Here is a 26,500-nt window from a genome sequence, read left to right on the forward strand (position 1 = left end):
GGTACGCGCGAAGAGAACCGCACTCTGGCAGTGGCTGAGCGACAGGACCCAGCACCCGCTGCTCATCGCGGTGGTCGTGGCTCTCATCGGATTGGCCGGCACGGTGGCCGCCGCGACCAGCCCCTGTGGTGGCCCACGCCCGATCCCCCGAAGTGCCCCGGCGCCGGATGCGCCGGCACGGACCCGATCAAGGAGGCGTGCGTGGCGGACGCGGTGACCTGGAAGCCGCGGCGGAACAACCCGGTGGCCCTGGAGATGCGCTACAGCAAGCACTGCGGAGCCGTCTGGGGGCGCATCCGGCTGGGGCGCCCCAGCGATCAGATCAGCATCCAGGTGGACGGCGGATCGGCCCAGAGCGCCCTCATCGGCTACGGCCGGGACCAGTACACGCGGATGGCGCCGGTCGAAAAACACTTCCGGGCCAGAGTCTGCGCCGAGCCGAACAGCCCCGAGTCCCTCAAGGACTGGAAGAAGCACTGCATCCCCGTGACCGACGAGACGTCCTGGAAGGGATAGCCTCCCGCCCCGCAATAGGCCTCCCGCAGGAGAGCGACGCGAACCGCCCGGCGTTCCGCCGTGCCGTACTCGGCGGCACCGCGTTGACACGGAGTCCAACTCGTACCGCCCGCCCCGGCCTTCACGCCTATCATCGGTTCGACTGTTCCTCCCCGGAGTCGCCGCCCCGGTGGCGGGGCCCGGGGGCGGCACATGCTCTTCAGTGAGAGGACGACGGGGACTTGAGCTCGATACGCAAGCGCGCCGCACGCAGGCGCCGCAGGGTTGCCGCCGCCGTGGGCGCCGCGGTCGCCGTCGTCGCGGGGCTCCAGCTCTCGACCACCGCGTTCGGCACCGACGACAAGGAACCGGCGGACGCCCGGCCGGCCACCACGCCCTCGCCCACCGCCTCCAGCCGCGCGGAGCGGCAGGACTTCGGATTCTCCGACGTCGACGGAACGCGGTTCCGCGACGGCGTCATGACCTTCCGGGCGCCTGACGCGCCGCCCTCGTCCGCCACCAGCCCCACGTCCCCCACGCCTCCCACCGCGCAACCGTCCAGGCTCGCCGCCCCCGCCCCGCACGGTGAGGGCTGGCGGTCGGGGGGCGCGGCCAAGCTCCTGAACACCGGCTACACCATCAAGTTCCACGACCAGAAGACCGTCGACCGGCTGGCCCCCTACGTGCGGCGGTCGGCCGCCGACCTGCGGCGCATCACCAACCTGCCGGTCACCGTGGACACGCGGCCGGTGGGCTGGGACTACGTCCGGCCCAGGGGCGAGGTCGTCGTCGGCCTGCTGCACCGTCCGTGCGTACCGCCCACCGACGGCAGCGGCGACGACTGGCAGGTCGTCCGGGACGGCTCCGGCGGCAAGAGCCTGAGCTGCGGCTTCTACGCGTCCTCCGTGGCCGGCACGGTCACCGGCGGGCACGCGTACATCGACGACGAGTTCTTCACGGCCGACGGCGAACCCGCCCCCTCCATGGGCGAGACCGATCTGCGCAATCACATCAGCCACGAACTCGGGCACACGATGGGCCTCGCGCACGCCCAGCGCGGCCCGGCGCGCGGGGACTGCGTCAAGGGCACCGACTCCGGCCAGTTCCCCGTGATGTGCACCCCCAGCCGCGCCTACCGGGACAAGCGCGCGGGCACCTACGTCCAGCAGTACGACGTGCAGGGCCTGCGCCATCTGGCGCGCGCCGGCGGTGCCGTGCTGCCGCCGCAGGGCAAGGTCACCGGCATCGGCCGCAAGTGCCTCGCCGTCGAGGGCGGCAAGGCGGCCAACGGCACCGGGATCCAGCTGAACGCCTGCGACGGCGGCGTCGCGCAGTCGTGGATCCTGCAGAAGGACGGCACGTTCCGCGCCTTCGGCAAGTGTCTGGACAGCCACCGCGCGGCGGCGGCCGACGGCGACCGGGTCAGTCTGCGCGACTGCGACGGCGGGGCGTCCCAGCGCTGGGCGGTGACGGCCGGGGGCCAGATCGCGCACGTCGCATCCGGCAAGGTCCTCGATCTCGCGGACGGCAGCACCGCCGACGGCACGCAGGTGCGGCTCCACACGCCGAACGCGAGCAAGGGCCAGCGCTGGGTCACGCCCAAGTAGCCACGGGTTGGAGTGTCCCCTTGTCTGCCCGGGGCGAGCTCCGTCCCAGGCGTGGCGTCATGAGCCGTGTGGTCGGTCAGCCGCGGACGGAGGCGGGTTCGCTGGCGGTACAGGCGAAGCAGCGCCCGAAGCGTCGGACGTCCGTCGTGGCCGGCCTCGGGGCGGGTGACCAGGAGGACGAGGCAGGTGTGGCAGTGACCAGCCGGTTCGCCGCGGTGTCGGAGATTCGAGCGCATTGTTCACCGGCTGGGGCGGCGAGCCGGCGACCTGCCGCGTTGGTGGGGTCAGGGGTTGGTGGTGACCTCGAAGCCCGCGCCGTAGACGTCGGCGGGGTCGGCGGCGTCACGGGCTCGCAGGTCGGCGAGGATGTTGGCCGAGCTGGTGTAGACGTAGAACGGGAAGTGGAGAACGCGCGCCTTGGTGATGCCGGCCCAGGGCCCTTCCGCGTGATAGCCGTTGGCCTCGGACGGGTAGGCGGTGCCCGGCACGTGCCAGATGGCCGGGCCGCCGGAGTCTCCGGCGTCGTGATGCGCGAAGGACTGGTAGATGCCGTCCGAGTTGTTCGTGATGCGGCCGTACCAGACGCCCAACTGGCCAGAGACCACAAGCTCGTTGTTGTCGAAGAGGCCGGCGCCCAGCAGACGCTCGTCGGCGCGTGCGGGGCTCATGGCGTTCGGGCTGGGCCGTCCGCCGGGGACCTCCAGCTGCCCGGTCTGTTTCAGGGACGGTCCCTGCGATGAGGGCGTGGCCTCCGGGACCAGTTCAATGATCATGTAGTCCTTGGTCGGGTGTCCCGTCGCCGAGCCTTCGGGGCTCTTGAAGTACCGTACGTACCCGATGGGGCCGAATGCGAAGTCCTTTCGGTCGTAGACGGGGTAGCTGTTGTCGTGGATCTCGCGATCGGCGATCGGACCGCCCCCGCAGTGGCCCGCCGAGATGGCGACCTTGCGCCCGTAGCCGTCCGTGCCCACCGCGCCGATCGTGCAGAAGGCGTCGGGATTGGACGGATCGGCTATCTGCATGGCGTTGTGGACGCGCTTGACCGCCTTGGCCTCGTCCTGCGCCTGGGCGCTTCCGGCGCCGGCGCCCAGCGTGGCGATGGCGGCGAAGGCAGCCACGGACGCGGAGAGGACTCGCAGGCGTCTGAGTCGGAACATGCACGATTCCTGTCTGTCTGGAGGCGAGAAGCCTTCGGTTGCGGGTCCCGGCCGACTGGCACGGGCAGCAGAGGAATGCTCGTACGACGCACATGTGTTCGTTGCCGCTTTGGGTGGCACTGGCCCATTCCCGCCCATACGGTGGCCTGGAACTTTGGCCGCCACCAGTCGGGTACTGCAGTGCCGGCGTCCATCTCGTCCGCCCGCGCTGCCGCCAGCTCGGCCAGGACCTCCGGCAGTGTCGGGTCGTCGTTCGCAGCGACAGGGGAAGGCGGGTGGCTTCGCGCTTCGGCGGGCGAGTCTGGTCACCGCGGGCTCGCCGACGAACATCCACCCCCCACGTCGAAGTACGTCTCCCGCAGCATCGCGCCGAGGGCCGGGAGTCCCCAGGACCGCTCGGTCACCAGCACCCCGAGCACGTCGCCCAGGCCCATCGGTGCGTCCGTCGCATCGGGCCGCCCGTACGGCGCGGGGCTGGGGCTCCTGCGCACGGCCGCCGTTTTTGCGTGTTGGACCAGAGGAATACCTGGACCTCGTCTCCATCACGCCCCCTCCCTCAATGTCAGGTTGGAAAAGGCTCAGTGAGGTGCGGGTGGAAGGCGCCAGGACGTTGGCCGTCCGAACGTTTGCCTCGAGCACCACCTCGTTGGGGGCCCCAATGAGAGCCTGCTCCAAGGCCTTCGTCGCCCAAACCGACGAATCCGCCGGAGCAGACCGGAAACCTACGGCAGCGTGTCGTGGTCAGGCGGAGGGGCGCCGCCGGGTGCCGCCGCCGCTGCCGTTCAGCGGGATCAGGCTCTCCAGGTGAGCGCCTTTGACCCAGGAGCCCAGCAGGTCGCGGTGCAGGGCCACGATGTCCTGGCGCAGCGCCAGGCCCAGCGCGGCCTTCGTGAACGCGCGGCAGGTGGTGACGAACAGGGCGACGTCCGCGCCGTGCTCGAGACGGGCGGTGCCGACGAACTTCTGCATGTCCTGTGAGGACACGCTCCGATGCGCCGCGTACTTCTTGCACTGGATGACCAGCTTGCGGCCGTCGGCCAGGTAGCCGACGACGTCCGCGCCCAGGTCGCCGCTCCTGCCGCTGACGACGACCTGTGTGCAGCCGTCCCGCCGGCACAGCTCCGCGATGTACTTCTCGAATTCCTGCCACGTCAGGGCGTCGACCTGGGCCATGGACAACTCGCGCGCCCGGGCCTCCTCCTGTGCCCGCCAGGCGTGGTCCCGGCTGACCTCCTGGCGGTGCACCCGCAACAACGCCCAGCCGGCCCCGCCCAGCGCGGCCGTGGCGAGCACCGTCACCAGGACGGGCCACACCGTCGACCAGTTCGCGGCGACCCACACCGCTGCGGCCAGCGACGCCACCACGCCCCAGCCCTGCAGCTGCCTGCGGGTCCGCTTCTTCAAGCGTCGGCGCCGCCGACGTGCTGCCATCACTCCCCCGCCTCCTGGGGCCGTGATCCGCAGCGCGGGCCGGTGTTTGATGTCCGGACGGCGTGCGGGCGGGAGCTCATCGGCTGGCCTGAGTGACACCGCTCGTGAGCTGCCCCAGGACGTTCAAGATCCCCTGACCGACCGGGGTGGGGGCGAGCAGAACTCCCAGTGCCAAGACGATGACGACGGTCAGCTTCTCGTCGAAGCGGCTGCGGGCCTCCGTGCGCCGCCGCAACCGCCAGATGACGACGACTGCGAGCAGCACCGCCACGTTGATAGTCACCAACCGCCCTGTCCTCCCACCGCCCGGCTTCACTCCATGGACGGCTGAATGGTGCCGCCAGCCTTCTTGTGTAGCGGCACCTTCGTGATGTCGGAGGCGGGTTGCCGACGAATGGCACAAAGCAATCGGACCTGGCCAATAGCATGCGGCGGCGCGCATCGGCCCGCACGGCTTGCTCGGTCGACATGCCTTGCAGAGCTGGTAGTACTGCCTGCGCTGGCCTGGCAATGCCGGGCATGTCCACTGACGTCGGCGCCTCGCCCTCCTGGTCCTCCTCAATGTCGGGGAAGACGGTGTCGGCGAGCTCACGGCGGACCCCTTTCTGCCGTTCAACGGCGCCGGCCGGGTCGGGTTCTCCCGGCGGAGCGGTCCAGCAGGGCGTAGATCTGCGGGCTCATCGGCAGCAGCGGTTCGTCGTACGACGACCGCGCCTCACAGATCGAGAACCGCGCGCAGGAGGTTCACGGCGACCGCGGTGCACGGCATCGGATCGCCGATCACCACGCTCATCGCCGTGTCGGGGTAGCGCCCGCTCGGATGCAGCACGATCGCGAGGACCGCCTTGAACGACGTCTCCAGACCCTCCAGGGAGACGATCAGGACGCTGTGTCCATCGGCCAGAGTCCAGACCTCACCGCGCCTCACAGAGCGTCGCCCTCGCCCGCCAGGTCCTCACCGAGACCCAGCGAGGCGAGCTGCCGCGCGGCATCCAGAGTGGCCTGGCGGCGAGCCGCCCGGACGATGTACGCGTTCAGGGACAGGAGGCCAGCGCCATCCGTGACCGGCCGACTCCTCGCAACCGGTGTCGGGCGAAGTATCAAGCGCAGTGGCGCAGCTGGTACGAGGCGGCAGCCGTCTTCCAGACCGCAGCCACCGCGCACATCAAGGACAGGGGCCGGCAACAGCGGGAGGAGCCGAGTAAGTAGCCGCGGCGAAGACTCACGGCCCTCCACCCGCGCCGAGCCTGTGGCGCAGGTATTCCTTGTACTTGCGTTCGTTGGCCGCCAGAGTCGCGTCGACGGCCCGTTTCAAGGGGCTGCCGCCGTTGGCCCGCTCCTCGCGCAGGGCTTCCGAGATCTCATCTTCCGCGCGCCCGGTCACGGCGCCGCGTTGCGCTCGGTCGTACGCGGCCCGCTCGGCAGCCGCTCGACGTTCCTCCTGCTGTTGCCGCCGCTCGGCCCACCGGCGGGCGAGCCACCACGTCGGACCGGCCTCGGGCCGCAGCGAATCGTTCCCCGCCTCGGCAACGCCTTGATGCTCCAGTTGCTCCAGCGCCGCCAGGACAGCGGAGGCCGAGCTCAGCGGCAGGCCGCCTCGCAGCGCGCCGCGATTGGCGTCGACGGCCGTCACGATGGCCTCCAGGGACGCCGGCATCGGCATCAGTTCCAGGACCTCCAGGACTTCCTCCGGGGTCGTGGTATGGGTCCCCTCATCCCGTCGCTTGCTTCGCCACCTCATCGCACCCATCGACGTCTCCCTTCCCTTGGCCGCGGGCATCGGCACGCCGCATTCACGTCCCCTGCGACCTGGTCCGGCTGCACCATCGGCACCGACACCGACAACCCCTCGGACCACCGTCCGGTGTGGGGGACGGTGACGCTACCGACGCGGTAGGAACCGCGTCAGCAAGGCGTCGATCACGTCCGACGGAACGGCCGCCACACGCCGAGTGGATGTGTGGCGGCACACCAAAGAGGCCCGTTCCGCTATGCGGCAGAGGATCTCGTCAGAGGCCGGGGTCACTCTCCAGTTCCCTCTTGAGGTTGCGCAGGGTCCTGTCGATGTTCCTCGCCTGGAACACCGCGAACGTGTGGCCGCCCGTGGCGATCCGGTCGAAGACACCCGCCACGAAGTCCGGCCAGGAGCGGCGGTCGTCCCTCCAGGTCTCGGTCACCCGCGTCGACGTCCCCACCGCGCCCGCCTCCTCGATCTCCTTGAAGCGGTACTCCCACGTGGCGATGGGAGCGCGCAGCCGGGGACGCTTCAGACCGATCGCGTGCACGCGGAAGGCGAACCGCCTGCCCGGCTCCGCCGCGGTGACCGTGCAGCGCGTGGTCCAGCGGAACGCACCGCGCTTGTTGTGCCCCTCGAAGACCACGCCCGCCTCGGCCGGTTCGTCGGCACCGGGCACGGTCGCGCCGAGGTTCTCCGGGCTCCAGCGGCCCATCTGCGCGGGCCGACTGACCTGCTCGTACACCACCGAGGGCGATGCCTTGACCACGATGCTGCGGGACACGGTGAACGTACGGGGCATAGGGAGCGCTCCATTTCTCGGCCCTGACCCTACCCGTCAGTAGGTTGGGCGGGAAGGGTACCGCTCCCCTAGTAGTGCCGTGACCGGGAAGGTTCACCGGGGTCAGTACCCTGAGCTCGGCTGTGGTGGACGAGGAAGTGGGACGTGACTTCGCCACCCCCCGTCGAGCAGGCGGAAGCCCTGCACGGCCTGCGCAGGCTGCTGGCCGAACAGCTCGCCGACCCGCACCTGATCAGCCGCTACGCCAAGACCATGGACGGGCGAGCCCCCGGACGCGCGCTTGTTGACCAGCGTGCCGATCGCCGCTCCGAGGCCCATCGGCTCGTGTCCGTCACGCCGCGCCGTCGTGACGGCCCGCAATTTCCGCATCGTCTTTTGGCCGTGGCCGTTCTTGCGTGCGGCCTCCATCGCGGCCCGCAGCGCGACCCGGGGCGGTCCGTCGAGCCTGGAGTTCGTCCTCGCCCTCGCCACGGCTACAGTCACCAGCGATCCGCCTCGCTCACCCGGGAGAACCTCCGACCATGGCCGTCGACGAACTCGACACCCGCATCCTCCGGCTGCTCCTCGAACAGCCCCGCACCAGCCTGCGCGAGTACGCGCGCGTGCTCGGCATCGCGCGTGGCACCCTCCAGGCGAGGCTGGACCGCCTGGAGCGGGACGGCGTGATCACCGGCACGGGCCCCTTCCTGTCGCCGGCCGCCCTCGGCCACCCCGTGCTCGCCTTCGTGCACATCGAGGTCACGCAGGGGTATCTGGACGAGGTGGGCGACGCGCTGGCCGCCGTACCCGAGATCATCGAGGCGCACTCGATCACGGGCGGCGGCGATCTGCTGACCCGGGTCGCGGCGCGGGACAACGGCCACCTGGAAGACGTCATCCAGCAGTTGATCAAGCTGCCCGGCGTGGTGCGGACCCGCACCGAGATGGCCCTGCGGGAGCGGGTGCCGCACCGGCTGCTCCCGCTGGTCGAGTCGGTCGGCAGAGCGGCCGCCGGATCACGCTGAACCCTGCCCCACCGCCCCGACCTGGTGCTTTGGCATGCTGGACGGCATGAGCAGCTTCGGCAGGACCTCGGTCATCTTCGATCTGGACGGCACGCTCGTGGACAGCGAGCCCAACTATTACGAGGCGTCGCGTGCCCTGCTCGCCCAGTTCGCGGGCCGGGAGTACACCTGGGCCGACAACGAGCGCTACGTCGGCATCAGTTCCCGCGAGACGCTCGCCGCGTGGCGGCGGGAGTACGGCATCGAGGCCTCGGTGGCCGAGCTGATCGCCGACCTCGACCGCCGCTATCTGGAGCTGGCGCGCGCGAAGACGCACGTCTACCCGCAGATGTGTGAGCTCGTCGAGCGGCTGCACGAGGCGGGTGTGCCGATGGCCGTGGCGTCGGGGTCCTCCCGCGCGGCCATCGAGGCGATCCTGGCGGGCACCGGCCTGGACGCCTGGCTGACCGTGCTCGTCTCCGCGGAGGAGGTGCCGCGCGGCAAGCCGGCGCCGGACGTGTTCCTCGCCGCGGCCGCACTGCTCGGCGCGGAGCCCGCGGACTGCGTGGTCTTCGAGGACGCCGCGCCGGGAGCGGTGGCCGCGCGGGCGGCCGGCATGCGGTGCGTGGCGATCCCCTACGTCGCCGCCCATGCCGACGACGAGGCGTTCGCGGACGCGGAACTGCTGTTTCCCGGCGGCCACAGCGAGTTCACGGCGCGGGCGGCGCTGGACGTACTGGCAGCGCACTGAGCGCCCAAGGGATGCGGGGCGCCGCGGGTCCGGCCCCATGCGGCCCGCCGCTCAGGCGGCGCCGGCCACCCGCTCGGGAGTGAGCAGCTCGGCCAGCCGCTCCGGCGGCAACAGCCCCTTCTCCAGCACCAGTTCGGCGACGCCCCGCCCCGTGGCGAGCGCCTCCCGCGCGATCTCCGTGGCCGCCGTGTAACCGATGTGCGGATTGAGCGCGGTGACCAGGCCGATGGAGTTCTCCACCGAGGCCCGCAGCACCTCGGTGTTGGCGGTGATGCCCTCGACACAGCGCTCGGCGAGGGTCGTGCAGGCGGCGCGCAGCGACGTGATGCTCTTGGCGAGCGAGTGCAGGATGACCGGCTCGAAGGCGTTGAGCTGGAGCTGACCGGCCTCGGCGGCCATGGTGATGGTGACGTCGTTGCCGATGACCTCGAAGGCGACCTGGTTGACGACCTCGGGGATCACCGGGTTGACCTTGCCCGGCATGATGCTCGAACCGGCCTGCACCGGCGGCAGGTTGATCTCGTTGAGCCCGGCGCGCGGCCCCGAGGAGAGCAGCCGCAGGTCGTTGCAGCTCTTGGAGAGCTTGACGGCGATGCGCTTCAGGACGCCGGACAGGTGCACGAAGGCACCGCAGTCCTGGGTGGCCTCGACCAGGTTGGCGGCGGTCACCAGCGGCATGCCGGTGATGTCGGCGAGGTGGCGGCGCGCCGTCTCGGCGTATCCGGCGGGGGCGTTGAGGCCGGTGCCGATGGCCGTGGCGCCGAGGTTGATCTCGTGGATCAGCTCGACGGCCTCGGCGAGGCGCATGCGGTCCTCGTCGAGCATCACGGCGTACGCGGAGAACTCCTGGCCGAGCGTCATCGGCACCGCGTCCTGGAGCTGGGTGCGCCCCATCTTCAGGACGTCGCGGAACTCCAGGGCCTTGGCCGCGAACGCGTCCTGCACGTGTGCCATGGCGCGCAGCAGCCCGTGCACCGCGCTGATCGTCGCGATCTTGACGGCGGTCGGGTAGACGTCGTTGGTGGACTGGCTGAGGTTGACGTCCTCGTTGGGGTGCAGGTGCTCGTAGGCGCCCTTGGGGTGGCCGAGGAGTTCGAGGGCGCGGTTCGCGACAACCTCGTTGGCGTTCATGTTGGTGGAGGTGCCCGCGCCGCCCTGGATGACGTCGACCACGAACTGGTCGTGCAGCCGGCCCGCGCGGATCTCCCGGCAGGCGGCGACGATCGCGTCCGCCTTGGCCTTCGGGAGCAACCCCAGTTCCTCGTTGGCGCGTGCCGCGGCTTCCTTGACGGCGGCGAGCGCGTCGATGAGCTGCGGGTACACGGAGATGGGGATGCCCGTGATGGGGAAGTTCTCCGTGGCACGCAGGGAGTGGATGCCCCAGTAGGCGTCGGCGGGGACATCGCGGTCGCCGAGCAGGTCGTGCTCGCGGCGGAGGGGGGCGGTGGGAGCGGCGGTCATGGGTGCTGTTCTCTTCCGGAGGTCGTACGCGGTGGGGCTGAGCGCCCCGACGGGGGCGCGAGGAACTGCGGCGGCCGGTCGCTCAAACGGCCTTCGGCGGACGCTCAGGCGGCCTTCGGCGGGACGCTCAGGCCGCCGCCGCTTCCTCCGGGGCGGCCGCCTCCCCGACGACGCGCCGCAGGGCGGCCGCGCGCTCCCGCGGGCCGGTGGCGCCGAGCAGCGCCGCGAGGACCGCGCTGCGCGCCTGCCCGGCGCGCAGCGTGCCGGTGAGGACGGCGCCGGCGGCCGAGAGGTCGACGGCGCCGCCGTGGGTGTAGATCTCCGTGACGGGGCCGGACGGGACGCGGGTGGTGAGGGCGACGAGCACGCCCCGCTCCACGGCGTCCGCGACGGCGGTGACGAACTCCGGGGTGGCGTTGCCCGCCCCGGTGGCGACCAGCACGATGCCCTGGGCGCCCGCCGCGACCGCCGTCTCCAGGAGCAGCGGGTCGGCGTCGACGTGGTGCATGACCATGTCGATGCGGGGCAGCGAGTCGGTGGTCGCGGGCAGCGGGAGCGGCTCGGGGCGCCACGGGCGGTGCGTGATCGACACCTTGCCGAAGCCGACCTTGCCGACGCGCGGCCCCGAGGGGTCCGCGAAGGCGTCGGCGGCGAGGGTCTGGGTCTTGACGGTGCCGCGCGCGGCGTGGACCTTGCCGTCGAAGACGACCAGGACACCGAGGTCGCGCACGGTGGCGGCGGTGAGCAGCGCGTCGTAGAGGTTGCCGGGGCCGTCGCCGTCCTCGGCGCCGAGCGGCTTCTGCGCGCCGGTGAAGACGACCGGGCGGGGGTCGTGGTGGTGCAGGTCGAGCAGGAAGGCGGACTCCTCCAGGGTGTCCGTGCCGTGCGTGACGACGATGCCGTCGACGCCGGGGTCGGCGAGCACCTCGTGCACGGTGCGCAGCAGGGTGAGCTGCTGGGCGGAGGTCAGTCGCGGGCTGTTCACGTTAAACAGGTCGATGACCTCGGAGGCTATGCCGTGGGGTATCGACGCCGAGGCGAGCACCTCACGGCCGGGGGCGTCGGCGGCGAAGCCGGTCCCCTGCCAGCGGCTGGCGATCGTCCCACCGGTGCTGATGACGACGACCCGTCGCGCCTGCGCTTCCACCTCTGCGTACCTCCCATGCGTCCCGAGGACTCCTCGGCCCTCCGATCGGCCCTCTGACCGGCCCTCCGAACGGCGGGCGACCTCTACGCAAGGTTAGTTCGAACACCGCGCAATGTGCTTGCCGAAATCCGCGCCTCGCGCAACACACGTAGAGGATAATTGCGCTATGGACGAGATCGATCGCAATATTTTGCGCGAGCTGCAGAACGATGGCCGGCTGACGAATCAGGAGCTGGCCCAGCGGGTCGGCCTGAGCGCGTCCCCGTGCCTGCGGCGGGTGCGCCAGCTGGAGCTGGACGGCGTGATCCAGGGCTATCGCGCGGTCGTCGACCCCGAGGCGGTGGGCCGGGGCTTCGAGGTGCTGGTCTCCATCGAGGTGCGCCGGGACCGCGCCACGGTCGAGGCCTTCGAGGCGGCGCTCCAGGAGATCCCGGACGTGATCGAGGCGTACCGCCTGTTCGGCAGTCCGGGGTGCCTGCTGCGCATCGCCGTCGCGGACCTCGCGGCGTACGAGCGGCTGTGGATCGAACGGCTCACCGCGCTCGCGGGGGTCACGGAGGTCAACTCGCAGATCATCATGAAGCGGATCAAGGACCCCGAAGGCCTGCCGGTGGACGGCTGACCGCCCCCACCGAAGGGCCGCTTCGGGCGGGCTGGACCCTCTTGGTCAGACCCATTTGGTACAGACCTATTTGGTACAGACCTATTGACGGCGGGTCCGGTCCTTCCTACCGTGACGCTTCGCACCACGCACGTCTCCTCCCCCCTCGCACCCAAGGAGCACAGCGTGATCGGTCGGACGTTACGCCTGCTGGGGACCGCCCTGGCACTGGCCTGTGTCGCACAGCTCCCGGCGGCCGCGGCGGCCCCCTCCGCCACGCCCCGGGCCGACACCTGCGCCGTCAAGTCGAGACCCACCGGCAAGGTCCTCCAGGGGTACTGGGAGAACTGGGACGGCGCGGCCAACGGCGTGCACCCGCCCTTCGGCTGGACCCCCATCACCGACTCCCGGATACGCCAGCACGGTTACAACGTGATCAACGCCGCGTTCCCCGTGATCCGCTCCGACGGGACGGTCCTGTGGGAGGACGGAATGGACTCGACGGTGAAGGTCGCGACACCCGACGAGATGTGCCGGGCCAAGGCGGACGGCGCCACGATCCTGATGTCCGTCGGCGGCGCGGCGGCCGGCATCGACCTCAGCTCCGCCAAGGTCGCGGACCGCTTCGTCGAGACGATCGTGCCGATCCTGAAGAAGTACAACTTCGACGGCATCGACATCGACATCGAGACCGGCCTCGTGGGCAGCGGCAATATCAACCAGCTCTCCGCCTCGCAGGCCAACCTCGTCCGCATCATCGACGGCGTACTGGCCCGCATGCCCGCGAACTTCGGCCTCACGATGGCCCCCGAGACCGCGTACGTCACCGGCGGCAGCGTCACCTACGGCTCGATCTGGGGCGCGTACCTGCCGATCATCAAGAAGTACGCGGACAACGGCCGCCTGTGGTGGCTCAACATGCAGTACTACAACGGCAGCATGTACGGCTGCTCCGGCGACTCCTACTCGGCGGGCACCGTCCAGGGCTTCACCGCCCAGACCGACTGCCTCAACAAGGGCCTGGTGGTCCAGGGCACCACCATCAAGGTCCCCTACGACAAACAGGTCCCCGGCCTGCCCGCCCAGCCCGGCGCGGGCGGCGGCCACATGTCGCCCAGCCTGGTGACGCAGGCGTGGAACACGTACAACGGCGCCCTGAAGGGCCTGATGACGTGGTCCATCAACTGGGACGGGTCGAAGGGGTGGACGTTCGGGGACAATGTCAAGCGGCTCACCCAGCTCGCCGGCCGGTGACAGGAAACGCTGATGTGACCGCCTGCCTGGCGGTGGCGGCCAGTGTCCGCCGGTCCGCGCCCCGGACCGGCGCGTGTGCCGTGATCCGTACGGTCAGGCCGCGGGCGGCGGCCACCCGGCGCAGCGAGGTCGTGAAGTCCTCATCGCCGAGGAAGGCGGCCGTCGCGGTGGGCGCGCCGGCCTGCCGGTAGGCGACCGTCACCGGCCGCACGGGCGCGCCCGCGTCGGCCGCGGCCTGGAAGGCGGCCCGCCGGAAGCGGCCGCCCGCCGCGGCACACCACGTCGTCGCCTGGGGGAAGACGAGCACCGACGCGCCACCCCGGAGGTCGCCCGCCAACTCTTCGACCATGTCGGGGAGTCGGCGCGGGCTGCCGCCCCGGTCGATGAACCGCGTCCCCGCGCGCCGGGCCAGCGTGCCGACCACCGGCCACCGGCCGACCTCCCGCTTGGCGAGGACCCGCACCGGTTCCACAGCGAGCAGGGCGACGGCGTCGAGCCAGGAGATGTGGTTCGCCACGACGAGGGTGCCCACACCCGTGCCGTCCGGCGCGCTCAGGCACCTCGCGCCCTCTGTCTCCAGCCGCACCCCGAGCGCGCCGAGCACCGCCCGCGCCTCGGCCCGCAGCAGCCGGGGTTCGGCGAGCCGCTCGCCCCGCGCGGCGGCCCGGGTGAGTACGCGGGCCAACGCGGCGTAGCGGCGGGCCCGTTCGGCCCGCGGCACCCGGGTCACCGGGTCGGTGGCGCAACTCGCCGGGCAGCCGGGGTCGAGCGCCCAGGGGCCGACGGGGTTCACCGCGGTCCGGCCGGGGCGTCCTCGCCCAGGAAGTAGCGGCGGTGCCGCGCGCTGAGCCGCTCCGTGTCCAGGAGGACGAAGAAGTCCGCGACGTCGAACTCCGGGTCGTGGGCGGGTGCTCCGCAGATCCAGGCGCCGAGGCGGAGGTAGCCGCGCAGCAGCGGCGGCAGGTCGGCGGGGACGGGGCGCTCGGGGGCGGGCGCCGTGGGGGTCCAGGGGCGTCGGGGGCGGACGCGCAGCTCGGGCGGCGCGGCGTGCTTGGTGGTGCCCAGCAGCCAGGCGCTGGAGGCGGCCCGGCCGCCGTCGGCGAGCGGTACGGAGGCGCAGCCCGCCAGGTACCGGTGGCCCGCGAGCAGGACGTAGCGGGCGAGGGCGGACCACATGAGGTTGATGACGGCCCCCGAGCGGTGGTCGGGGTGGACGCAGGAGCGGCCCGCCTCGACGGTGGCGGACCGCAGCCCGGCGAGGGCGCTCAGGTCGAACTCCCCGTCGGAGTAGGACCGTTCGGTTCGGCCGGGCGGCAGCAGCCGGTAGGTGCCGACGACGTCGCCGGTCACGGTGTCGCTGACGATGAGGTGGTCGGCGAGGTCGTCGTGGGCGTCGATGTCGTGGCCGGGCAGGGGCGTGTCGAGCGTCGTGCCCAGCTCCTCGCCGAACACGCGGTGGCGCAGCCGCTGGGCGGCCCTGATCTGATCGGCGGTGTCCGCGATGGCGGTGACGTAGGAACCGGCGGCCGTCGAAACGACTGATGTCGAGGGCATGACACTTCCGTTCTCGGTTCGGTGCGAGGGGGACGCGGGGCGCGAGGCGCGTTCGGGGACGGTCGGCTTCGGAGACGTTCGGCTTTGGGGACGTTCAGCACGGTGGCGGCGCGGACTGAACTGCACGCTTCGGACGCGCGTCGCCCGCACGTCCGGCGCACGTCGGGAAACGGCACGCCGCCGTATGCCCCGGCCCGCGTTCGCGGAATGAGCGGGGCCCGCCGGGACGTTCAGCCGACATGACCAGCGATCAGCGCACGATCACCAATCCGGCCTCCCTCCACGACCCGAAGCCGTTCGGCTACAGCCATGCCGTAGCGGCCCCCGGCGAGCTCGTGTTCATCGCCGGCCAGTACGCCTCGGACGCCACGGGCGCCGCCGTGCCCGGGGACTTCGCCGCGCAGGTGGAGCTGGCCCTGGACCGGCTGCGGACGGCGCTGGAGGCGGTGGGCCTCGGCTACGAGCACGTGGTCCGGCTCGGCACCTACATCGTGGACCACGGCCCGGACAAGCTCGCCCCGCTGGGCAAGGCGCTCCACGCCCGCTTCGGCGACCGCCTCCCGGCCCAGACCCTGAGCGGCGTGGCCGCACTCGCCCTGCCCGGCATGCTGTTCGAGGTGGACGCGGTGGCGGTACGTCCGTAGCGCCGGACGCCGGTCGGGCGGAGCCGCGCTCGCCTCGTGCGGTGCGCGACTCCGGCCGTCGACCGGGGGCCGCCATTGACCCGCTCGGGGTCAGCGCCGTACAAACGCCGCATGCCACCTCCCCTTCCCCTCGCCGGTATCACCGTCGTCAGCCTCGAGCAGGCCGTCGCCGCCCCCTTCGCCACCCGGCAGCTCGCCGATCTGGGCGCTCGCGTCATCAAGGTCGAGCGGCCGGACGGCGGTGACTTCGCGCGGCGCTACGACACCACCGTGCGCGGCCAGGCCAGCTATTTCGTCTGGCTCAACCGTTCCAAGGAGTCGCTCACCCTGGATCTCAAGTCGGAGCGCGGCAGGCAGATCCTGGAGGAGCTGCTCGCGGGCGCCGACGTGTTCGTGCAGAACCTCGCCCCGGGCGCCGCCGACCGCCTCGGCCTCGGCGCCGAGCGGCTCCAGGAACGCCACCCCCGCCTCATCCCCTGCACCGTCAGCGGATACGGCACCGACGGCCCCTGGGCGGACCGCAAGGCGTACGACCTGCTCGTGCAGTGCCAGACCGGGCTGCTCCAGCTCACCGGCACCGAGGACGAGGCGGTGCGCGTGGGCATCTCCGTGGCGGACATCGCGGGTGGCATGTACGCCTACAGCGGCATCCTGGCGGCGCTGTTCACCAGGGCGACGACCGGCCGCGCCCCGACCGTGGAGGTCTCCCTCTTCGACGCGCTCGCCGAGTGGATGAGCCAGCCCGCCTACTACACGCGGTACGGCGGCATCCAGCCGCCCCGCGTCGGCGCCCGGCACGCGACGGTCGCCCCGTACGGCCCGTTCACCGCGTCCGACGGCAAGGACGTGCTGCTGTCCGTGCAGAACGAACGCGAATGGGCCGCGCTGTGCGGGCAGTTCCTCGGCCGCCCCGAGCTGACGGACGATCCGCGCTTCGCCACCGGCTCGGACCGCGTGGCGCACCGCGAGGCGCTCGACGCGCTCATCTCCGTACGCTTTTGCCAACTCGGCAGCGAGGAGGCGATGAAGCTGCTCGACCGGGCCGGGATCGCCAACGCCGGGGTCAATTCGGTGCACGAGTTCCTCGCCCACCCGGTACTCACCGAACGGGGCCGCTGGCAGGACATCCGCGTGCCCGGCACGTCCGAGCCCGTGCAGGCGCTGCTGCCGCCGGCCGCCCTCTCCGGGGTCGCCCCGCGCATGGACCCGGTGCCGGACGCGGGCGAGCACACCGGGGCGATCCTCGCCGAACTGGGCCACGGCCCCGACGACATCGCCCGGCTGCGCGCGGAAGGGGTCTGCGGGTGAGCGCCCTGGACGTCTGAGCCGTCAGTACGAGGCCGCGTGCGCGGGCGGCACCGAGACCGACATGGTCATCTCGACCGGTTCAGGTCCCTTGTTGTGGTAGCCGTGCGGCACGTTGGCCTCGAAGGTGGCGGCCGATCCCGCGGTGACGAGGTGCTCGACGCCGTCCACGACGAGGGTCAGCTCACCCCGCGAGACGTGCAGCAGCTCGATGGTGCCCGGCGGGTGCGCGTCGGAGGCGCTGCCCTCGCCCGGCACCAGGTGCCAGGACCACAGCTCGAAGGGGCCGCGCGCCTCCGCCCCGACCAGGAGCGTGGTGCTGCTGCCCGCCTCGGTGGACCACATGCGCACCGCCTGCTCCGGCGGCACGAGCCGGACGTGCGGGCCCTGTTCGTAGTCCAGGAGCGTGGTGATGCTGATGCCCAGCGCGTCCGCGAGCTTGACGGTGATGCCGACGCTGGGGTTGGTCCTGGCCTGCTCGATCTGGATGATCATGCCGCGGCTCACGCCGGCGCGGGCCGCGAGGGCGTCGAGAGTGAAACCCCTCTCGTTGCGCCAGCGCTTGAGGTTGCGCGCGAGCGACTGGGTCAGCTGGTCGAGGTCCGACACATTCCGTCCAATATTTTGGATGACAGAGTTCAGGATATTGAACTACCGTGTGGTGCACCTGATGGTTCCCGATGGTTCACGACACTGTACTGCGAGGCCCTCTCCATGACCGCACTGTTCGCCCTGGCCACCAGCCTCCTGTGGGGCCTCGCCGACTTCGGCGGCGGTGTGCTGACCCGGCGCGTCCCCGCCCTGACGGTGGTCGTCGCCTCGCAGGCGGTCGCCGTGCTCGTGCTGGGCGCCATCGTGGTGGCGACCGGCGGGTGGACGGAGTGGGGGCCCCGGTTGTGGTTCGCCGTGGGCGCGGGGCTGGTCGGCCCCGTAGCCATGCTCGCGTTCTACAAGGCCCTCGCGCTCGGCCCGATGGGCGTCGTCTCGCCGCTCGGCTCGCTCGGTGTCGCCGTGCCGGTCGGCGTCGGCCTCCTCCTCGGGGAGCGGCCCGGGCTCGCGCAGTTCGCGGGGATCGCCGTGGCGCTGGCGGGCATCGTGCTCGCGGGCGGGCCCGAGCTGCGCGGGGCTCCCGTGCGGCGGCGGGCGGTACTTCTCACGCTGCTCGCGGCGTTCGGCTTCGGCGGCGTCATGGCGCTGATCTCCGAGGCGTCGAGCAACCTGACCGGCCTGTTCCTCGCGCTCTTCGTGCAGCGGGTGACGAACGTGGCGGCGGGCGGTGTCGCCCTGTACGTCTCCGTGCGACGCGGCGGCGCGGCGCTGCCCGAGGGCACCGGGCCCGGCGTCCTGTGGGCCGCGCTCCCGGCCCTCGCCTTCGTCGGCCTGGCGGACGTCGCGGCCAACGGCACGTACTCCGTGGCGGCCCAACACGGCCCGGTCACCGTCGCCGCGGTCCTGTCCTCCGTCTACCCGGTGGTCACGGCACTGGCGGCGCGGGCGGTACTGAAGGAGCGGCTGCGGGGGATCCAGGCGGCGGGAGCGGGCCTGGCACTGGTGGGAACGGTGCTGCTGGCGAGCTGACAGCGCCCCGCGAGGAGCACGCGGCGAGGCGACTTCTGCGGTGCGATCAGCGGGGGAACCGCGCGGTGCGCGGGCGGGCTGACAGCGGCCCACGAGAGGCGCGGAGACCGCGCGATACAAGGCGGGCTGACAGCGGCCCACGAGAGGCGCCGGGACCCACGCGGCAAGCCACGGCGGCCGCGCGGCCGACACGAGACCCGCCGCCGGCCTTGCCGGCCTCACCCCTTGCCTGACTCCCCCGACTCCCCCAGCTCCCCCTGATCCGCCAACTCCCCCAGCGCGACGAGCTGTTCCGGCGTGACCCCGTCGGGAATCGGCACCGGCGCGGGCGTACGCAGCGGCGGCTGCCAGCCCGCCTGCGCGTCCCAGGTCCGCACGACCCGGGCCGGCGCGCCCGCCACCACCGCGTGGTCGGGGACCTCGCCCCGCACGACCGCCCCCGCGGCGACCACCACATTGCGCCCTATGCGGGCCCCCGGCAGGATCACCGCGCCCGTCCCCACCCAGCACCCGGGGCCGATCTCCACGGGGTCCATCCGCGGCCACTGCTTGCCGATGGGCGTGTGCGGATCGTCGTAGGAGTGGTTCGTGGACGTCACGTACACATAGGGGCCGAAGTAGCAGTCGTCGCCGATCGTCACCGCCGTGTCGGCGATGACGTGGCTGCCGCGCCCGAGCACGACACCGTTACCGATACGGAGGATGGGGTCGGGGCCGAGGTCGAGGTCCGGCATCATCCCCGCGGTGAGCGTGACGTGCTCGCCCACGATGCAGTGGTCGCCGAGCCGTATCCACGGCTCACCGAAGACGGTGCCCTGGGGGAAGGCGAGCTTCGTGCCCTCGCCGATCGCGCCGAACCGCAGCCGCCCCGGGTGCGCGGCGGTCACCGCGCCCGTGCGCTGCACCCACGACCAGCCCGAGTGGACCGCGCGCTGCGCGAGACGGCGCGGCGCGGCGGCAAGGGATGAGAACGTGTTCTTGTTCGTCGGCACGCGCTCACGTTACTCAGTGCCACCCTGCCCCGCAGGCCCCCGGCCTGTGATCTTCACCCCACGCGGCCGCGCCCGCCCCCGCGTCCCGTACCGTGCCGTCAGGCGCGACGACGTACCGAAGAGGGAGACATCCGATGGGCCACGAGGCACTCATCGCCGGCATCGGCGGCAAGAGCCCGAAGATCGATCAGGACGCGTTCACCGCGCCGACGTCGGTCGTGCTCGGCGAGGTGACGCTGCACGCGGGGGCGAGCACCTGGTACGGCGCGGTGCTGCGCGCCGACGGCGGGCCCATCGTCGTGGGCGCCGACAGCAACATCCAGGACAACTGCAGTCTCCACGTCGACCTGGGCTTCCCCCTCACCATCGGCGAGCGCGTCTCGGTGGGGCACAACGCCGTCCTGCACGGCTGCACCGTCGAGGACGACTGCCTGATCGGGATGGGCGCCACCGTCCTGAACGGCGCGGTGATCGGCGCCGGCTCGCTGGTCGCCGCGCAGGCCCTGGTGCCGCAGGGCATGCGCGTGCCCCCGGGCTCACTCGTCGCGGGCGTGCCCGCCAAGGTGCGCAGGCCGCTCACCGACGAGGAGCGCGAGGGCATCTCGCACAACGGCACGATGTACGTCGAGCTGGCCAGGGCCCACCGCGACGCACACGCCGGAAGGTGACTCAGTCGGCGACCGGGACGTGCCGCGGCTCGGCGCCGGGAGCCTCGGCCGCCTCCGCCTCGATCTCGGCCGCCGCCTTCTTCGCCCGCCGCTTGACGAACAGCATCGAGCCGACGCCGATCAGCACGGCGATGGCGAGCCCCACGTAGGAGAAGCGCTTCAGCCAGTCCTCGGCCACCACGCCGATGTAGTAGATGACCGCGGTGGTGCCGCCCGCCCAGACGATGCCGCCGAGGACGTTGGCGACGAGGAACTTCCAGTACGGCATGCGCAGGACGCCGGCGAGCGGGCCCGCGAAGATGCGGAGCAGGGCGACGAAGCGGCCGAAGAAGACCGCCCACATGCCCCACTTCTGGAAGGACCGCTCGGCGCTCGCCACGTTGGCCGCGCCGAAGTGCTTGGGGAACTTGCGCTCCAGCCAGGCGAGCAGCGGCCGCCCGCCCTTGCGCCCGATGGCGTAGCCGATGGAGTCACCGATGATGGCGCCCGCGGTGGCGCACGCGCCCAGGATCACGGGGTTGAGTTCCCCGTGCTGGGAGGAGAGGAGGGCCGCGGAGACCAGGACGATCTCACCGGGCAGCGGAATGCCCAGGCTCTCCAGGCCGATGACGATGCCCACCAGCGCGTAGATGCTGACGGCCGGTACCTGCTCCAGCCACTCCTGGACGTGCAACGCCGGCTCCTCCCGTAGCTCCCAGTGCCTGCCCCGGCGCACGCGCCCCTCGGCCGCGCACGCCGCGAGCCTACCCGCCCCGGTTCGCCGGAAAGGAACGCGTCAGCTCGGGTCGTTGGGCCGCAGGGTCCAAAGGACCGTCATCTCCCCGGTCACCGCGCCGTCCTCGCGCCGGATCTCGACGGCGACCGGGAACTCGGGGCGCTTGCCCGCGTCGAGCTCGGCGATCACGTCGTCGGCCGGGCGGCCGAGGGTGGCCGTCGCCGTCACGGGGCCCATGGCCAGCTTCTTGTACGCGATCTGGGCGCTGACGGCCAGCGGCACGGCACGGGAGAGCTGCGCGCCGAACGCGGCGAGGACGATGGCCCCGCTCGCGGACTCGCCCAGCGTGAACATGGCGCCGGCGTGCGGGCCGCCGACGTGGTTGTGGTACTCGCTCTGGTCGGGCAGGGCCACCACGGCCTTGTCCGGCGCGGTCTCGCGGAACTCCAGGTTCAGGGTCCTGGCCATCGGCACGGTGGCGGCGAGCATCTCGCCGATCGACATCTGGTCTGCGCTCATGGCCGCGATGTTACCCATGAGTAGCACCATTGGCCAGGCCCTCGGCCGGCCGCCCGACGGAAGGGAGCGGGAGGGAATCCTGACGCTTTCCCCCGCTTTCGCCGTACGTTCCCTCCGTGCGATCGGCGTAGGCGGGGACGCCCGTGGCACCTTTCCCCCGGGCACCTCTATGGTTACTGGCCATGTGGCCAGAACAGCAGCCGCCCGGGGGCGAGCAGAACCCGCAGGACCAGAACCAGAACCCGTATCAGCAGCCGGGTTACCAGCAGCCGAACCCCTATCAGCAGCCGGGGTATCAGCAGCAGCCGCCGGGGGGCTATCCGCAGCAGCCGCCGGCAGCGCCTGCGGGCTACCAGCAGCCGCATCCGGGAGCGTTCTCGCAGCCCGAGCAGTCCCAGTGGTCCGCTCCGACACCGGCCGCCGGACTGCCGCAGCACAGCGGCGGCGGCCAGGGCGGGGGCGGCGGCAACAAGACGAAGATCACCGCCATCGTCGCCTCGCTGGCCGTGGTGGTGGCGGCCGGGGTCACCGGCTTCCTCGTCCTCGGCGGCGACAAGGACGACAAGGACGACAAGGCGGCCCCGGCAAAGCCGTCGAAGTCCGCCACCGAGAAGCCGAGCCCGACGCCCACCGGCGGCGGCAACGAGCGCGGTGAGGGCGGCGAGGACAAGCCGACGATCCCCGGCTGGCAGGTCGTGGTGAACCCCAAGTGGGGCACCGCCTTCGACGTCCCGGCGGACTGGGTGCTCAGGACCCCGGACACGTTCATCGGCTTCGACGACCGCAAGGACAAGGGCGCGAAGGCCATCATCGGCATGTCGGCGCCCGCCATCTACAAAGAGAAGTGGTGCACGTCCGACGACGACAAGGACGGCACGTCCGACGACACCGAGCTCGCCGCGGTCGGCACCAAGGGCCAGAACGGCGCGAAGAACACCAAGGACATCGCGCGCAACGACTCGGCCTGGTGGGTCTACGGCGGCTACACCGAGCAGACCAAGGCCGACAAGAAGAAGATCAAGATCGGCAAGGTGGAGGACTTCACCACCGAGTCGGGCATCAAGGGCAGCGTCGCCACCTCGACGACGTCCGGCACCGCCACGTCCGCCAAGTGCGACTCGGACGGCAAGGCCACCACGTTCGCCTTCAAGAACGAGGCCGGTGAGTACGTGGCCTGGACGCTGTACGGCGCCAAGGGCGTCAAGGACGAGCTGTCCGACGCGACGGTGAAGAAGATCCTCTCCACGGTCCGGTGGAGCGAGGCGGGCTCCGAGGAGTCGTGAGCCGACGCGCCCTGCGGGCCCGTGCGGGCGCGGGCCGACGCCGAGCCGGTTCACCTCTGAGCCACTGAAGAATCGGTTTGGCAAGTCGGTCCGCCGCCGGGGATAGTCCCGGGGTGACGACTCCCGCTCCCGCGCCGCGCCGCCGCCCCTCGTGGGCGGGCCGCAATTACACGCTGCTGACCGCCGCCGCGATCGTGACGAACCTCGGAAGCCACGGGGCGTTGATCGCGGCGGCGTTCGCGGTGCTCGACGCCGGGGGCGACGGCGGGGACGTCGGGCTCGTGGCGGCCGCGCGGACGCTGCCGCTCGTCCTGTTCCTGCTCATCGGCGGCGCGGTCGCCGACCGGCTGCCGCGCCACCACGTGATGGTCGCCGCGAACGCCCTCAACTGCCTCTCGCAGGCCGCGTTCGCCGTGCTGGTCGTCGCGGGCGAGCCGCAGCTGTGGCAGATGATGCTGCTCACCGGCCTCGGCGGCGTGGGCCAGGCCTTCTTCGGTCCCGCGGCCGAGGGCATGCTGATGTCCTCGGTCAGCGGCGAACAGGTCAGCCGGGCGTTCGCGATGTACCGGATGGCGATGCAGGGAGCGGGCCTCGGCGGTGCCGCGCTCGGCGGGCTGCTGGTCGCGGCGATCGGCCCGGGCTGGGTGCTCGCCGTGGACGCGGTGGCGTTCGCCGTCGCGGGCGCGCTGCGCTCCTTCCTCGACGTCGGCCACATCCCGGCGCGCGCGCCCGGCGGTGGGCTCCTCTTTGACCTGCGGGAGGGCTGGCGGGAGTTCACCGGGCGCCCCTGGCTCTGGTCGATCGTGGCGCAGTTCTCGGTCGTGGTGGCGGTGGTGGGCGCCGCCGAGTCGGTGTTCGGGCCGCTGGTCGCGCGGGACGAGCTGGGCGGCGCCGGGCCGTGGGGCCTGGCGCTCGGCGCGTTCGGCGCGGGTACGGTCGGCGGCGCGTTCCTGATGACGCGGTGGCGGCCGCGCCGGCTCCTGCTCGCGGGCACCCTCTGCGTCTTCCCGCTGGCCGCGCCCTCGGCGGCGCTCGCCGTGCCGCTGCCGGTGGCCGGGCTCGCCGCGGTGATGTTCGTCAGCGGCGTGGCGATCGAGGTGTTCGGCGTGTCCTGGATGACCGCGATGCACCAGGAGATCCCGGAGGAGAAGCTGTCGCGCGTCGCCGCCTACGACTGGTTCGGCTCGATCGCGATGGTCCCGCTGGCGACGGCCCTCGCCGGTCCCGCGGAGTCCGCGTTCGGGCGCTCCGCGTCGCTGTGGGGGTGCGCGGTGCTGGTGGTGCTGGTGACGGCGGCCGTCCTGTTCGTTCCCGACGTGCGCCGTCTGACGCGCCGTACGAAGGAGATGGCGCCGGTGCCCGCGCCGCGTGCCGGCGGTTCCGCGGACGCCATCGCCGGGACCTCAGCCGATGCCGAAGGCGCCGCCGGGCGGCTCGGGTGAGGGGACGGCGTCCTCGTCGGGGACGGCACGCGCGTCCCCGATGAGGCGCCGCAGCGGTTCGCCGTGCTCGACGCGGGCGGGGAAGGCGTCGGCGGCCGCGCGCCGGGCGAGGGCGGCGACGTCGATGGGGGTGTGCGCGGCGACCAGGACCGTGTTCCCGAAGCGGCGGCCGCGCAGCACGGACGGTTCGGCGATCAGCGCGAGCTCCGCGAAGACCTCGGCGAAGGTGGCCAGTTGGGAGCGGAGGAAGGCGAAGGGGGCGCCGTCGGCGAGGTTCGCCGCGTAGATCCCGTCCGGGCGCAGCACGCGGTCGGCGGTGCGGGCGTAGGCGACCGTGGTGAGGTGCGCGGGTATCCGGGAGCCGCCGAAGACGTCGGCGACCAGGAGGTCGGCGCTGTCGTCGGGGGCCGCGTCGAGCCACCGCCTGGCGTCCGCCCCGTGCACGGCGATCCCCGAGTCCGGCTCCCACGGCAGCCGTTCGGCGACCAGACGGAGCAGCCCGCGGTCGGCCTCGACGACGTCCTGGCGGGAGCCGGGGCGGGTGGCGGCGACATAGCGGGGCAGGGTGAGGGCGCCGCCGCCGAGGTGGAGGACGTCGAGCGGCCGGCCCGGTCCGGCGGCGGTGTCGAGGACGTGGGCGAGCCGACGCGCGTACTCGAACTCCAGGTGGGTGGGCTCGTCCAGGTCGACGTACGACTGGGGCGCACCGTCGACGGTGAGCAGCCAGGCCCGTGCCCGGTCGACGTCGGGCATCAGCTTGGCGACGCCGTGATCGACGTCGCGGGTCACGGGGATGTGCTCGTCCACGCGCTCCATTGTGCCCGCCCGCCGGCCCGGTCCCGTCCGTCATGGCGTGACCTCGGCCAGGCGCGGGGCGGCGAAGCACCAGCGCAGCCACAGCGTGGACTCGATGTCCCAAAAGGGTGCGGCCGCGAGGCCGGCCGGCACCCGGACGCGGAACCCCTGGGCCGCGACGATCGCCCGCAGCGTCATGTGGATCCCGGCGTGATCCCGGGCAGCGGCGGCCCAGTCGGGGTGGACGTCGTCGCCGTGGACGAGGGGGTAGCGCCCGACGAAGGCGGCCCAGTCGCACGCGCCGCCGATGTCGAGGATGTCGCCGGCGGGGGCGGTGACCGGCAGGTGCCAGGTATGCCAGGGCCGGGGGTGGAGGGTGGAGCCGATGTCGAGGTAGGTGCGCCACATGCCGGGCCCGTCGTGCCGTGCGGTGGAGGTATAGAGCCCCAAGTGGAACGGTTTCGTGCCGGGTGGCCCGGGGTGTTCGCCGGGCGCGGTGAACCGGCCCGGGTCGGGGGCGGGGTGCCGGTGCGGCGCCAGGGCGTGGGGGGCGGTGCCGATCCAGTGCTGTCGGGTCCGGTCGAGGGGCCCGTGGACCAGGCTCTCCTCGTCGCGGGCGAGCCGGGCGAGCAACAGGCAGGTGTCGGCCAGTTCGTCCGCCTCCCGCACCTGTGCGGGGGTGAGGACGGCCGGGCCGCCCGCCAGGGCCGTCATCTCGGGCTCGGTCGAGGCCGTCATGACGGAGGTGAAGTGGCGGAGCCGGGCGCCCGTGTCGGCGCCCTGGTCCGCCGCCGCGTCGAGCCGGGTCAGGCGGCGGCGCAGGATCTCGGTGGAGGTGAGGGGCACGCCGGTACTCCTTCCCCGGCGGCGGCCCGCGCGCCGGACGCCGCGCTCGCGGCGCAGATGCGGGTCAGCAGGAGAGGGCCACTTCCTGCCCGAAGCCGTTGGAGGACCCGGTGGGCGGGCGGTAGCCGGGCGGGAAGACGACCTTGAAGTACATCCAGCCGCGGTAGTTGCCGGGGCTGCACCGCACGGCCGCGTTGTTCTGGCCGCCGCGGGTGTTCCGCTGGGTCCTGAGCGCGGACTGGTTGACGAGGCGTCCGTTCTTGTAGAGGGCCGCCCGCGTGGTGATCTCCGGCACCGGTCCCGTGCACGAGACCGTCACGACGACGTTGACGGTGCCGGGCACGTGGGTGGAGTTGTGCGGGCGCTGGACCTGGCCCTCGCAGCGGATCACCGCCGAGGCGTCCGCGTCCGAGCCGGACCTGCCGGCTTCCGCGTGCCCGGACGCGGGCCTCTGCCCGGCGGGCACGGCGGCCGGGGCGGACGGGTCGGGCCCCGCCCCTCGCGCCACGCCGGGTGAGGTGCCGCCGATGAGTGCCAGGACCGCCATCGACGCCGAGGCGGCCGCCGTCTTCCACGTGCGCATGTCTGCTCCCGCGAGTTCGCCTGCTCCGGACTTGGTACGGGCTCGACGTTACCGTAGGTAGTCACTTCGGCACATTGGGCAACAGGCGCTCTCACCCGGCGCGTTGGAGCACACGGCGCACACCAGAGACCTCAGGGCTGGAAAAAGGGGTT

General features: G+C 72.2%; 30 protein-coding genes. 12 read left to right on the top strand and 18 right to left on the bottom strand.

Annotated elements, in window-relative coordinates:
- Nucleotides 1-30 precede the first annotated feature (30 nt).
- Nucleotides 31-516 (top strand): DUF2690 domain-containing protein, encoded by a 486-nt coding sequence (locus ACZ516_RS14655; protein ID WP_469010360.1) that lies wholly within the window; start codon nucleotides 31-33, stop codon nucleotides 514-516.
- Nucleotides 517-737: 221 nt separating this feature from the next.
- On the top strand, nucleotides 738-2,102 hold the full coding sequence (locus ACZ516_RS14660) for a ricin-type beta-trefoil lectin domain protein (RefSeq protein ID WP_469010362.1): 1,365 nt from the start codon (nucleotides 738-740) through the stop codon (nucleotides 2,100-2,102).
- Nucleotides 2,103-2,386: 284 nt separating this feature from the next.
- On the opposite strand, the gene ACZ516_RS14665 is transcribed toward ACZ516_RS14660, so the two are convergent.
- From ACZ516_RS14665 to ACZ516_RS14695, 7 genes are all read right to left on the bottom strand, one after another.
- Nucleotides 2,387-3,259, bottom strand: a complete 873-nt coding sequence (locus tag ACZ516_RS14665) for a chymotrypsin family serine protease (protein WP_469010363.1) — start codon at nucleotides 3,257-3,259, stop codon at nucleotides 2,387-2,389.
- Between the two features lie 305 nt (nucleotides 3,260-3,564).
- A complete protein-coding gene (locus ACZ516_RS14670) occupies nucleotides 3,565-3,750 on the bottom strand; it encodes a hypothetical protein (protein WP_361087686.1) in 186 nt (61 codons plus the stop codon).
- A 250-nt stretch (nucleotides 3,751-4,000) separates the two neighbouring features.
- Nucleotides 4,001-4,690, bottom strand: a complete 690-nt coding sequence (locus tag ACZ516_RS14675) for a restriction endonuclease (protein WP_469010364.1) — start codon at nucleotides 4,688-4,690, stop codon at nucleotides 4,001-4,003.
- Nucleotides 4,691-4,766: 76 nt separating this feature from the next.
- Entirely contained in the window at nucleotides 4,767-4,976 is a 210-nt protein-coding gene (locus ACZ516_RS14680; RefSeq protein WP_358585538.1) for a hypothetical protein, read from the bottom strand.
- 429 nt (nucleotides 4,977-5,405) lie between these two features.
- On the bottom strand, nucleotides 5,406-5,618 hold the full coding sequence (locus ACZ516_RS14685) for a hypothetical protein (protein WP_469010366.1): 213 nt from the start codon (nucleotides 5,616-5,618) through the stop codon (nucleotides 5,406-5,408).
- Between the two features lie 294 nt (nucleotides 5,619-5,912).
- A complete protein-coding gene (locus tag ACZ516_RS14690) occupies nucleotides 5,913-6,440 on the bottom strand; it encodes a hypothetical protein (RefSeq protein ID WP_469010368.1) in 528 nt (175 codons plus the stop codon).
- A 259-nt stretch (nucleotides 6,441-6,699) separates the two neighbouring features.
- Nucleotides 6,700-7,227: an SRPBCC family protein gene (locus ACZ516_RS14695; RefSeq protein WP_469010369.1), complete on the bottom strand. Its 528-nt coding sequence runs from the start codon at nucleotides 7,225-7,227 to the stop codon at nucleotides 6,700-6,702.
- 521 nt (nucleotides 7,228-7,748) lie between these two features.
- On the opposite strand from ACZ516_RS14695, the gene ACZ516_RS14700 reads away from it, so the two are divergent.
- Complete coding sequence (locus ACZ516_RS14700) at nucleotides 7,749-8,231, top strand: Lrp/AsnC family transcriptional regulator (RefSeq protein ID WP_358585557.1); 483 nt, start codon at nucleotides 7,749-7,751, stop codon at nucleotides 8,229-8,231.
- 46 nt (nucleotides 8,232-8,277) lie between these two features.
- Nucleotides 8,278-8,961 carry an HAD family hydrolase gene (locus ACZ516_RS14705; RefSeq protein ID WP_469010371.1) on the top strand — a complete coding sequence of 228 codons (684 nt, stop codon included), beginning with the start codon at nucleotides 8,278-8,280 and terminating at the stop codon, nucleotides 8,959-8,961.
- A gap of 51 nt (nucleotides 8,962-9,012) precedes the next feature.
- Here the strand turns inward: ACZ516_RS14705 and aspA are convergent, their stop codons facing one another.
- Nucleotides 9,013-10,422: an aspartate ammonia-lyase gene (gene aspA, locus ACZ516_RS14710; RefSeq protein ID WP_358701202.1), complete on the bottom strand. Its 1,410-nt coding sequence runs from the start codon at nucleotides 10,420-10,422 to the stop codon at nucleotides 9,013-9,015.
- 127 nt (nucleotides 10,423-10,549) lie between these two features.
- On the bottom strand, nucleotides 10,550-11,569 hold the full coding sequence (locus ACZ516_RS14715; RefSeq protein ID WP_469010373.1) for an asparaginase: 1,020 nt from the start codon (nucleotides 11,567-11,569) through the stop codon (nucleotides 10,550-10,552).
- Nucleotides 11,570-11,735: 166 nt separating this feature from the next.
- Here ACZ516_RS14715 and ACZ516_RS14720 point away from each other — a divergent pair, with 166 nt between their 5' ends.
- Both ACZ516_RS14720 and ACZ516_RS14725 read left to right on the top strand, forming a co-directional pair.
- Nucleotides 11,736-12,191 carry an Lrp/AsnC family transcriptional regulator gene (locus ACZ516_RS14720; protein WP_469010375.1) on the top strand — a complete coding sequence of 152 codons (456 nt, stop codon included), beginning with the start codon at nucleotides 11,736-11,738 and terminating at the stop codon, nucleotides 12,189-12,191.
- Between the two features lie 168 nt (nucleotides 12,192-12,359).
- A complete protein-coding gene (locus ACZ516_RS14725; protein ID WP_469010495.1) occupies nucleotides 12,360-13,424 on the top strand; it encodes a chitinase in 1,065 nt (354 codons plus the stop codon).
- Here the strand turns inward: ACZ516_RS14725 and ACZ516_RS14730 are convergent.
- Both ACZ516_RS14730 and ACZ516_RS14735 read right to left on the bottom strand, forming a co-directional pair.
- Nucleotides 13,402-14,217 carry a lysophospholipid acyltransferase family protein gene (locus tag ACZ516_RS14730; RefSeq protein ID WP_469010376.1) on the bottom strand — a complete coding sequence of 272 codons (816 nt, stop codon included), beginning with the start codon at nucleotides 14,215-14,217 and terminating at the stop codon, nucleotides 13,402-13,404. The two genes, ACZ516_RS14725 and ACZ516_RS14730, sit on opposite strands and share 23 nt — an antisense overlap.
- Complete coding sequence (locus ACZ516_RS14735; RefSeq protein WP_469010377.1) at nucleotides 14,214-14,978, bottom strand: GNAT family N-acetyltransferase; 765 nt, start codon at nucleotides 14,976-14,978, stop codon at nucleotides 14,214-14,216. The genes ACZ516_RS14730 and ACZ516_RS14735 overlap by 4 nt, the downstream gene beginning before the upstream one ends.
- A gap of 239 nt (nucleotides 14,979-15,217) precedes the next feature.
- On the opposite strand from ACZ516_RS14735, the gene ACZ516_RS14740 reads away from it, so the two are divergent.
- Together ACZ516_RS14740 and ACZ516_RS14745 are read left to right on the top strand one after the other, a co-directional pair.
- Entirely contained in the window at nucleotides 15,218-15,622 is a 405-nt protein-coding gene (locus ACZ516_RS14740) for a RidA family protein (protein WP_358585566.1), read from the top strand.
- Nucleotides 15,623-15,733: 111 nt separating this feature from the next.
- Nucleotides 15,734-16,930, top strand: coding sequence for a CaiB/BaiF CoA transferase family protein (locus ACZ516_RS14745; protein ID WP_361087107.1), 1,197 nt, complete (start codon nucleotides 15,734-15,736; stop codon nucleotides 16,928-16,930).
- 21 nt (nucleotides 16,931-16,951) lie between these two features.
- Here the strand turns inward: ACZ516_RS14745 and ACZ516_RS14750 are convergent, their stop codons facing one another.
- The gene (locus tag ACZ516_RS14750; RefSeq protein WP_469010379.1) at nucleotides 16,952-17,536 is read right to left on the bottom strand and encodes a helix-turn-helix domain-containing protein; all 585 of its coding nucleotides are present in this window, start codon (nucleotides 17,534-17,536) and stop codon (nucleotides 16,952-16,954) included.
- A 105-nt stretch (nucleotides 17,537-17,641) separates the two neighbouring features.
- Here ACZ516_RS14750 and ACZ516_RS14755 point away from each other — a divergent pair, with 105 nt between their 5' ends.
- Nucleotides 17,642-18,505 (top strand): EamA family transporter, encoded by an 864-nt coding sequence (locus ACZ516_RS14755; RefSeq protein WP_469010380.1) that lies wholly within the window; start codon nucleotides 17,642-17,644, stop codon nucleotides 18,503-18,505.
- A 218-nt stretch (nucleotides 18,506-18,723) separates the two neighbouring features.
- On the opposite strand, the gene ACZ516_RS14760 is transcribed toward ACZ516_RS14755, so the two are convergent.
- Nucleotides 18,724-19,497 (bottom strand): acyltransferase, encoded by a 774-nt coding sequence (locus ACZ516_RS14760; protein ID WP_469010382.1) that lies wholly within the window; start codon nucleotides 19,495-19,497, stop codon nucleotides 18,724-18,726.
- A 134-nt stretch (nucleotides 19,498-19,631) separates the two neighbouring features.
- Here ACZ516_RS14760 and ACZ516_RS14765 point away from each other — a divergent pair, with 134 nt between their 5' ends.
- Nucleotides 19,632-20,165, top strand: a complete 534-nt coding sequence (locus ACZ516_RS14765; protein WP_358585576.1) for a gamma carbonic anhydrase family protein — start codon at nucleotides 19,632-19,634, stop codon at nucleotides 20,163-20,165.
- A gap of 1 nt (nucleotide 20,166) precedes the next feature.
- Here the strand turns inward: ACZ516_RS14765 and ACZ516_RS14770 are convergent, their stop codons facing one another.
- The gene (locus ACZ516_RS14770) at nucleotides 20,167-20,838 is read right to left on the bottom strand and encodes a DedA family protein (RefSeq protein WP_358585578.1); all 672 of its coding nucleotides are present in this window, start codon (nucleotides 20,836-20,838) and stop codon (nucleotides 20,167-20,169) included.
- A gap of 102 nt (nucleotides 20,839-20,940) precedes the next feature.
- Nucleotides 20,941-21,384 carry a DUF4442 domain-containing protein gene (locus tag ACZ516_RS14775; RefSeq protein ID WP_358585590.1) on the bottom strand — a complete coding sequence of 148 codons (444 nt, stop codon included), beginning with the start codon at nucleotides 21,382-21,384 and terminating at the stop codon, nucleotides 20,941-20,943.
- A gap of 197 nt (nucleotides 21,385-21,581) precedes the next feature.
- Here ACZ516_RS14775 and ACZ516_RS14780 point away from each other — a divergent pair, with 197 nt between their 5' ends.
- Both ACZ516_RS14780 and ACZ516_RS14785 read left to right on the top strand, forming a co-directional pair.
- Nucleotides 21,582-22,682 (top strand): DUF8017 domain-containing protein, encoded by a 1,101-nt coding sequence (locus ACZ516_RS14780; RefSeq protein ID WP_469010383.1) that lies wholly within the window; start codon nucleotides 21,582-21,584, stop codon nucleotides 22,680-22,682.
- 113 nt (nucleotides 22,683-22,795) lie between these two features.
- Nucleotides 22,796-24,124: an MFS transporter gene (locus tag ACZ516_RS14785; RefSeq protein ID WP_361087120.1), complete on the top strand. Its 1,329-nt coding sequence runs from the start codon at nucleotides 22,796-22,798 to the stop codon at nucleotides 24,122-24,124.
- Here ACZ516_RS14785 and ACZ516_RS14790 read toward each other — a convergent pair.
- The 3 genes from ACZ516_RS14790 to ACZ516_RS14800 form a co-directional block, all read right to left on the bottom strand.
- Complete coding sequence (locus tag ACZ516_RS14790; RefSeq protein ID WP_469010385.1) at nucleotides 24,086-24,931, bottom strand: spermidine synthase; 846 nt, start codon at nucleotides 24,929-24,931, stop codon at nucleotides 24,086-24,088. The two genes, ACZ516_RS14785 and ACZ516_RS14790, sit on opposite strands and share 39 nt — an antisense overlap.
- A 39-nt stretch (nucleotides 24,932-24,970) precedes the next feature.
- A complete protein-coding gene (locus tag ACZ516_RS14795) occupies nucleotides 24,971-25,765 on the bottom strand; it encodes a hypothetical protein (protein ID WP_469010387.1) in 795 nt (264 codons plus the stop codon).
- A gap of 64 nt (nucleotides 25,766-25,829) precedes the next feature.
- Nucleotides 25,830-26,348 (bottom strand): hypothetical protein, encoded by a 519-nt coding sequence (locus ACZ516_RS14800; protein WP_361087129.1) that lies wholly within the window; start codon nucleotides 26,346-26,348, stop codon nucleotides 25,830-25,832.
- Between the last annotated feature and the right edge of the window lie 152 nt (nucleotides 26,349-26,500).

The organism is Streptomyces sp. NPDC034037 (assembly GCF_055575715.1).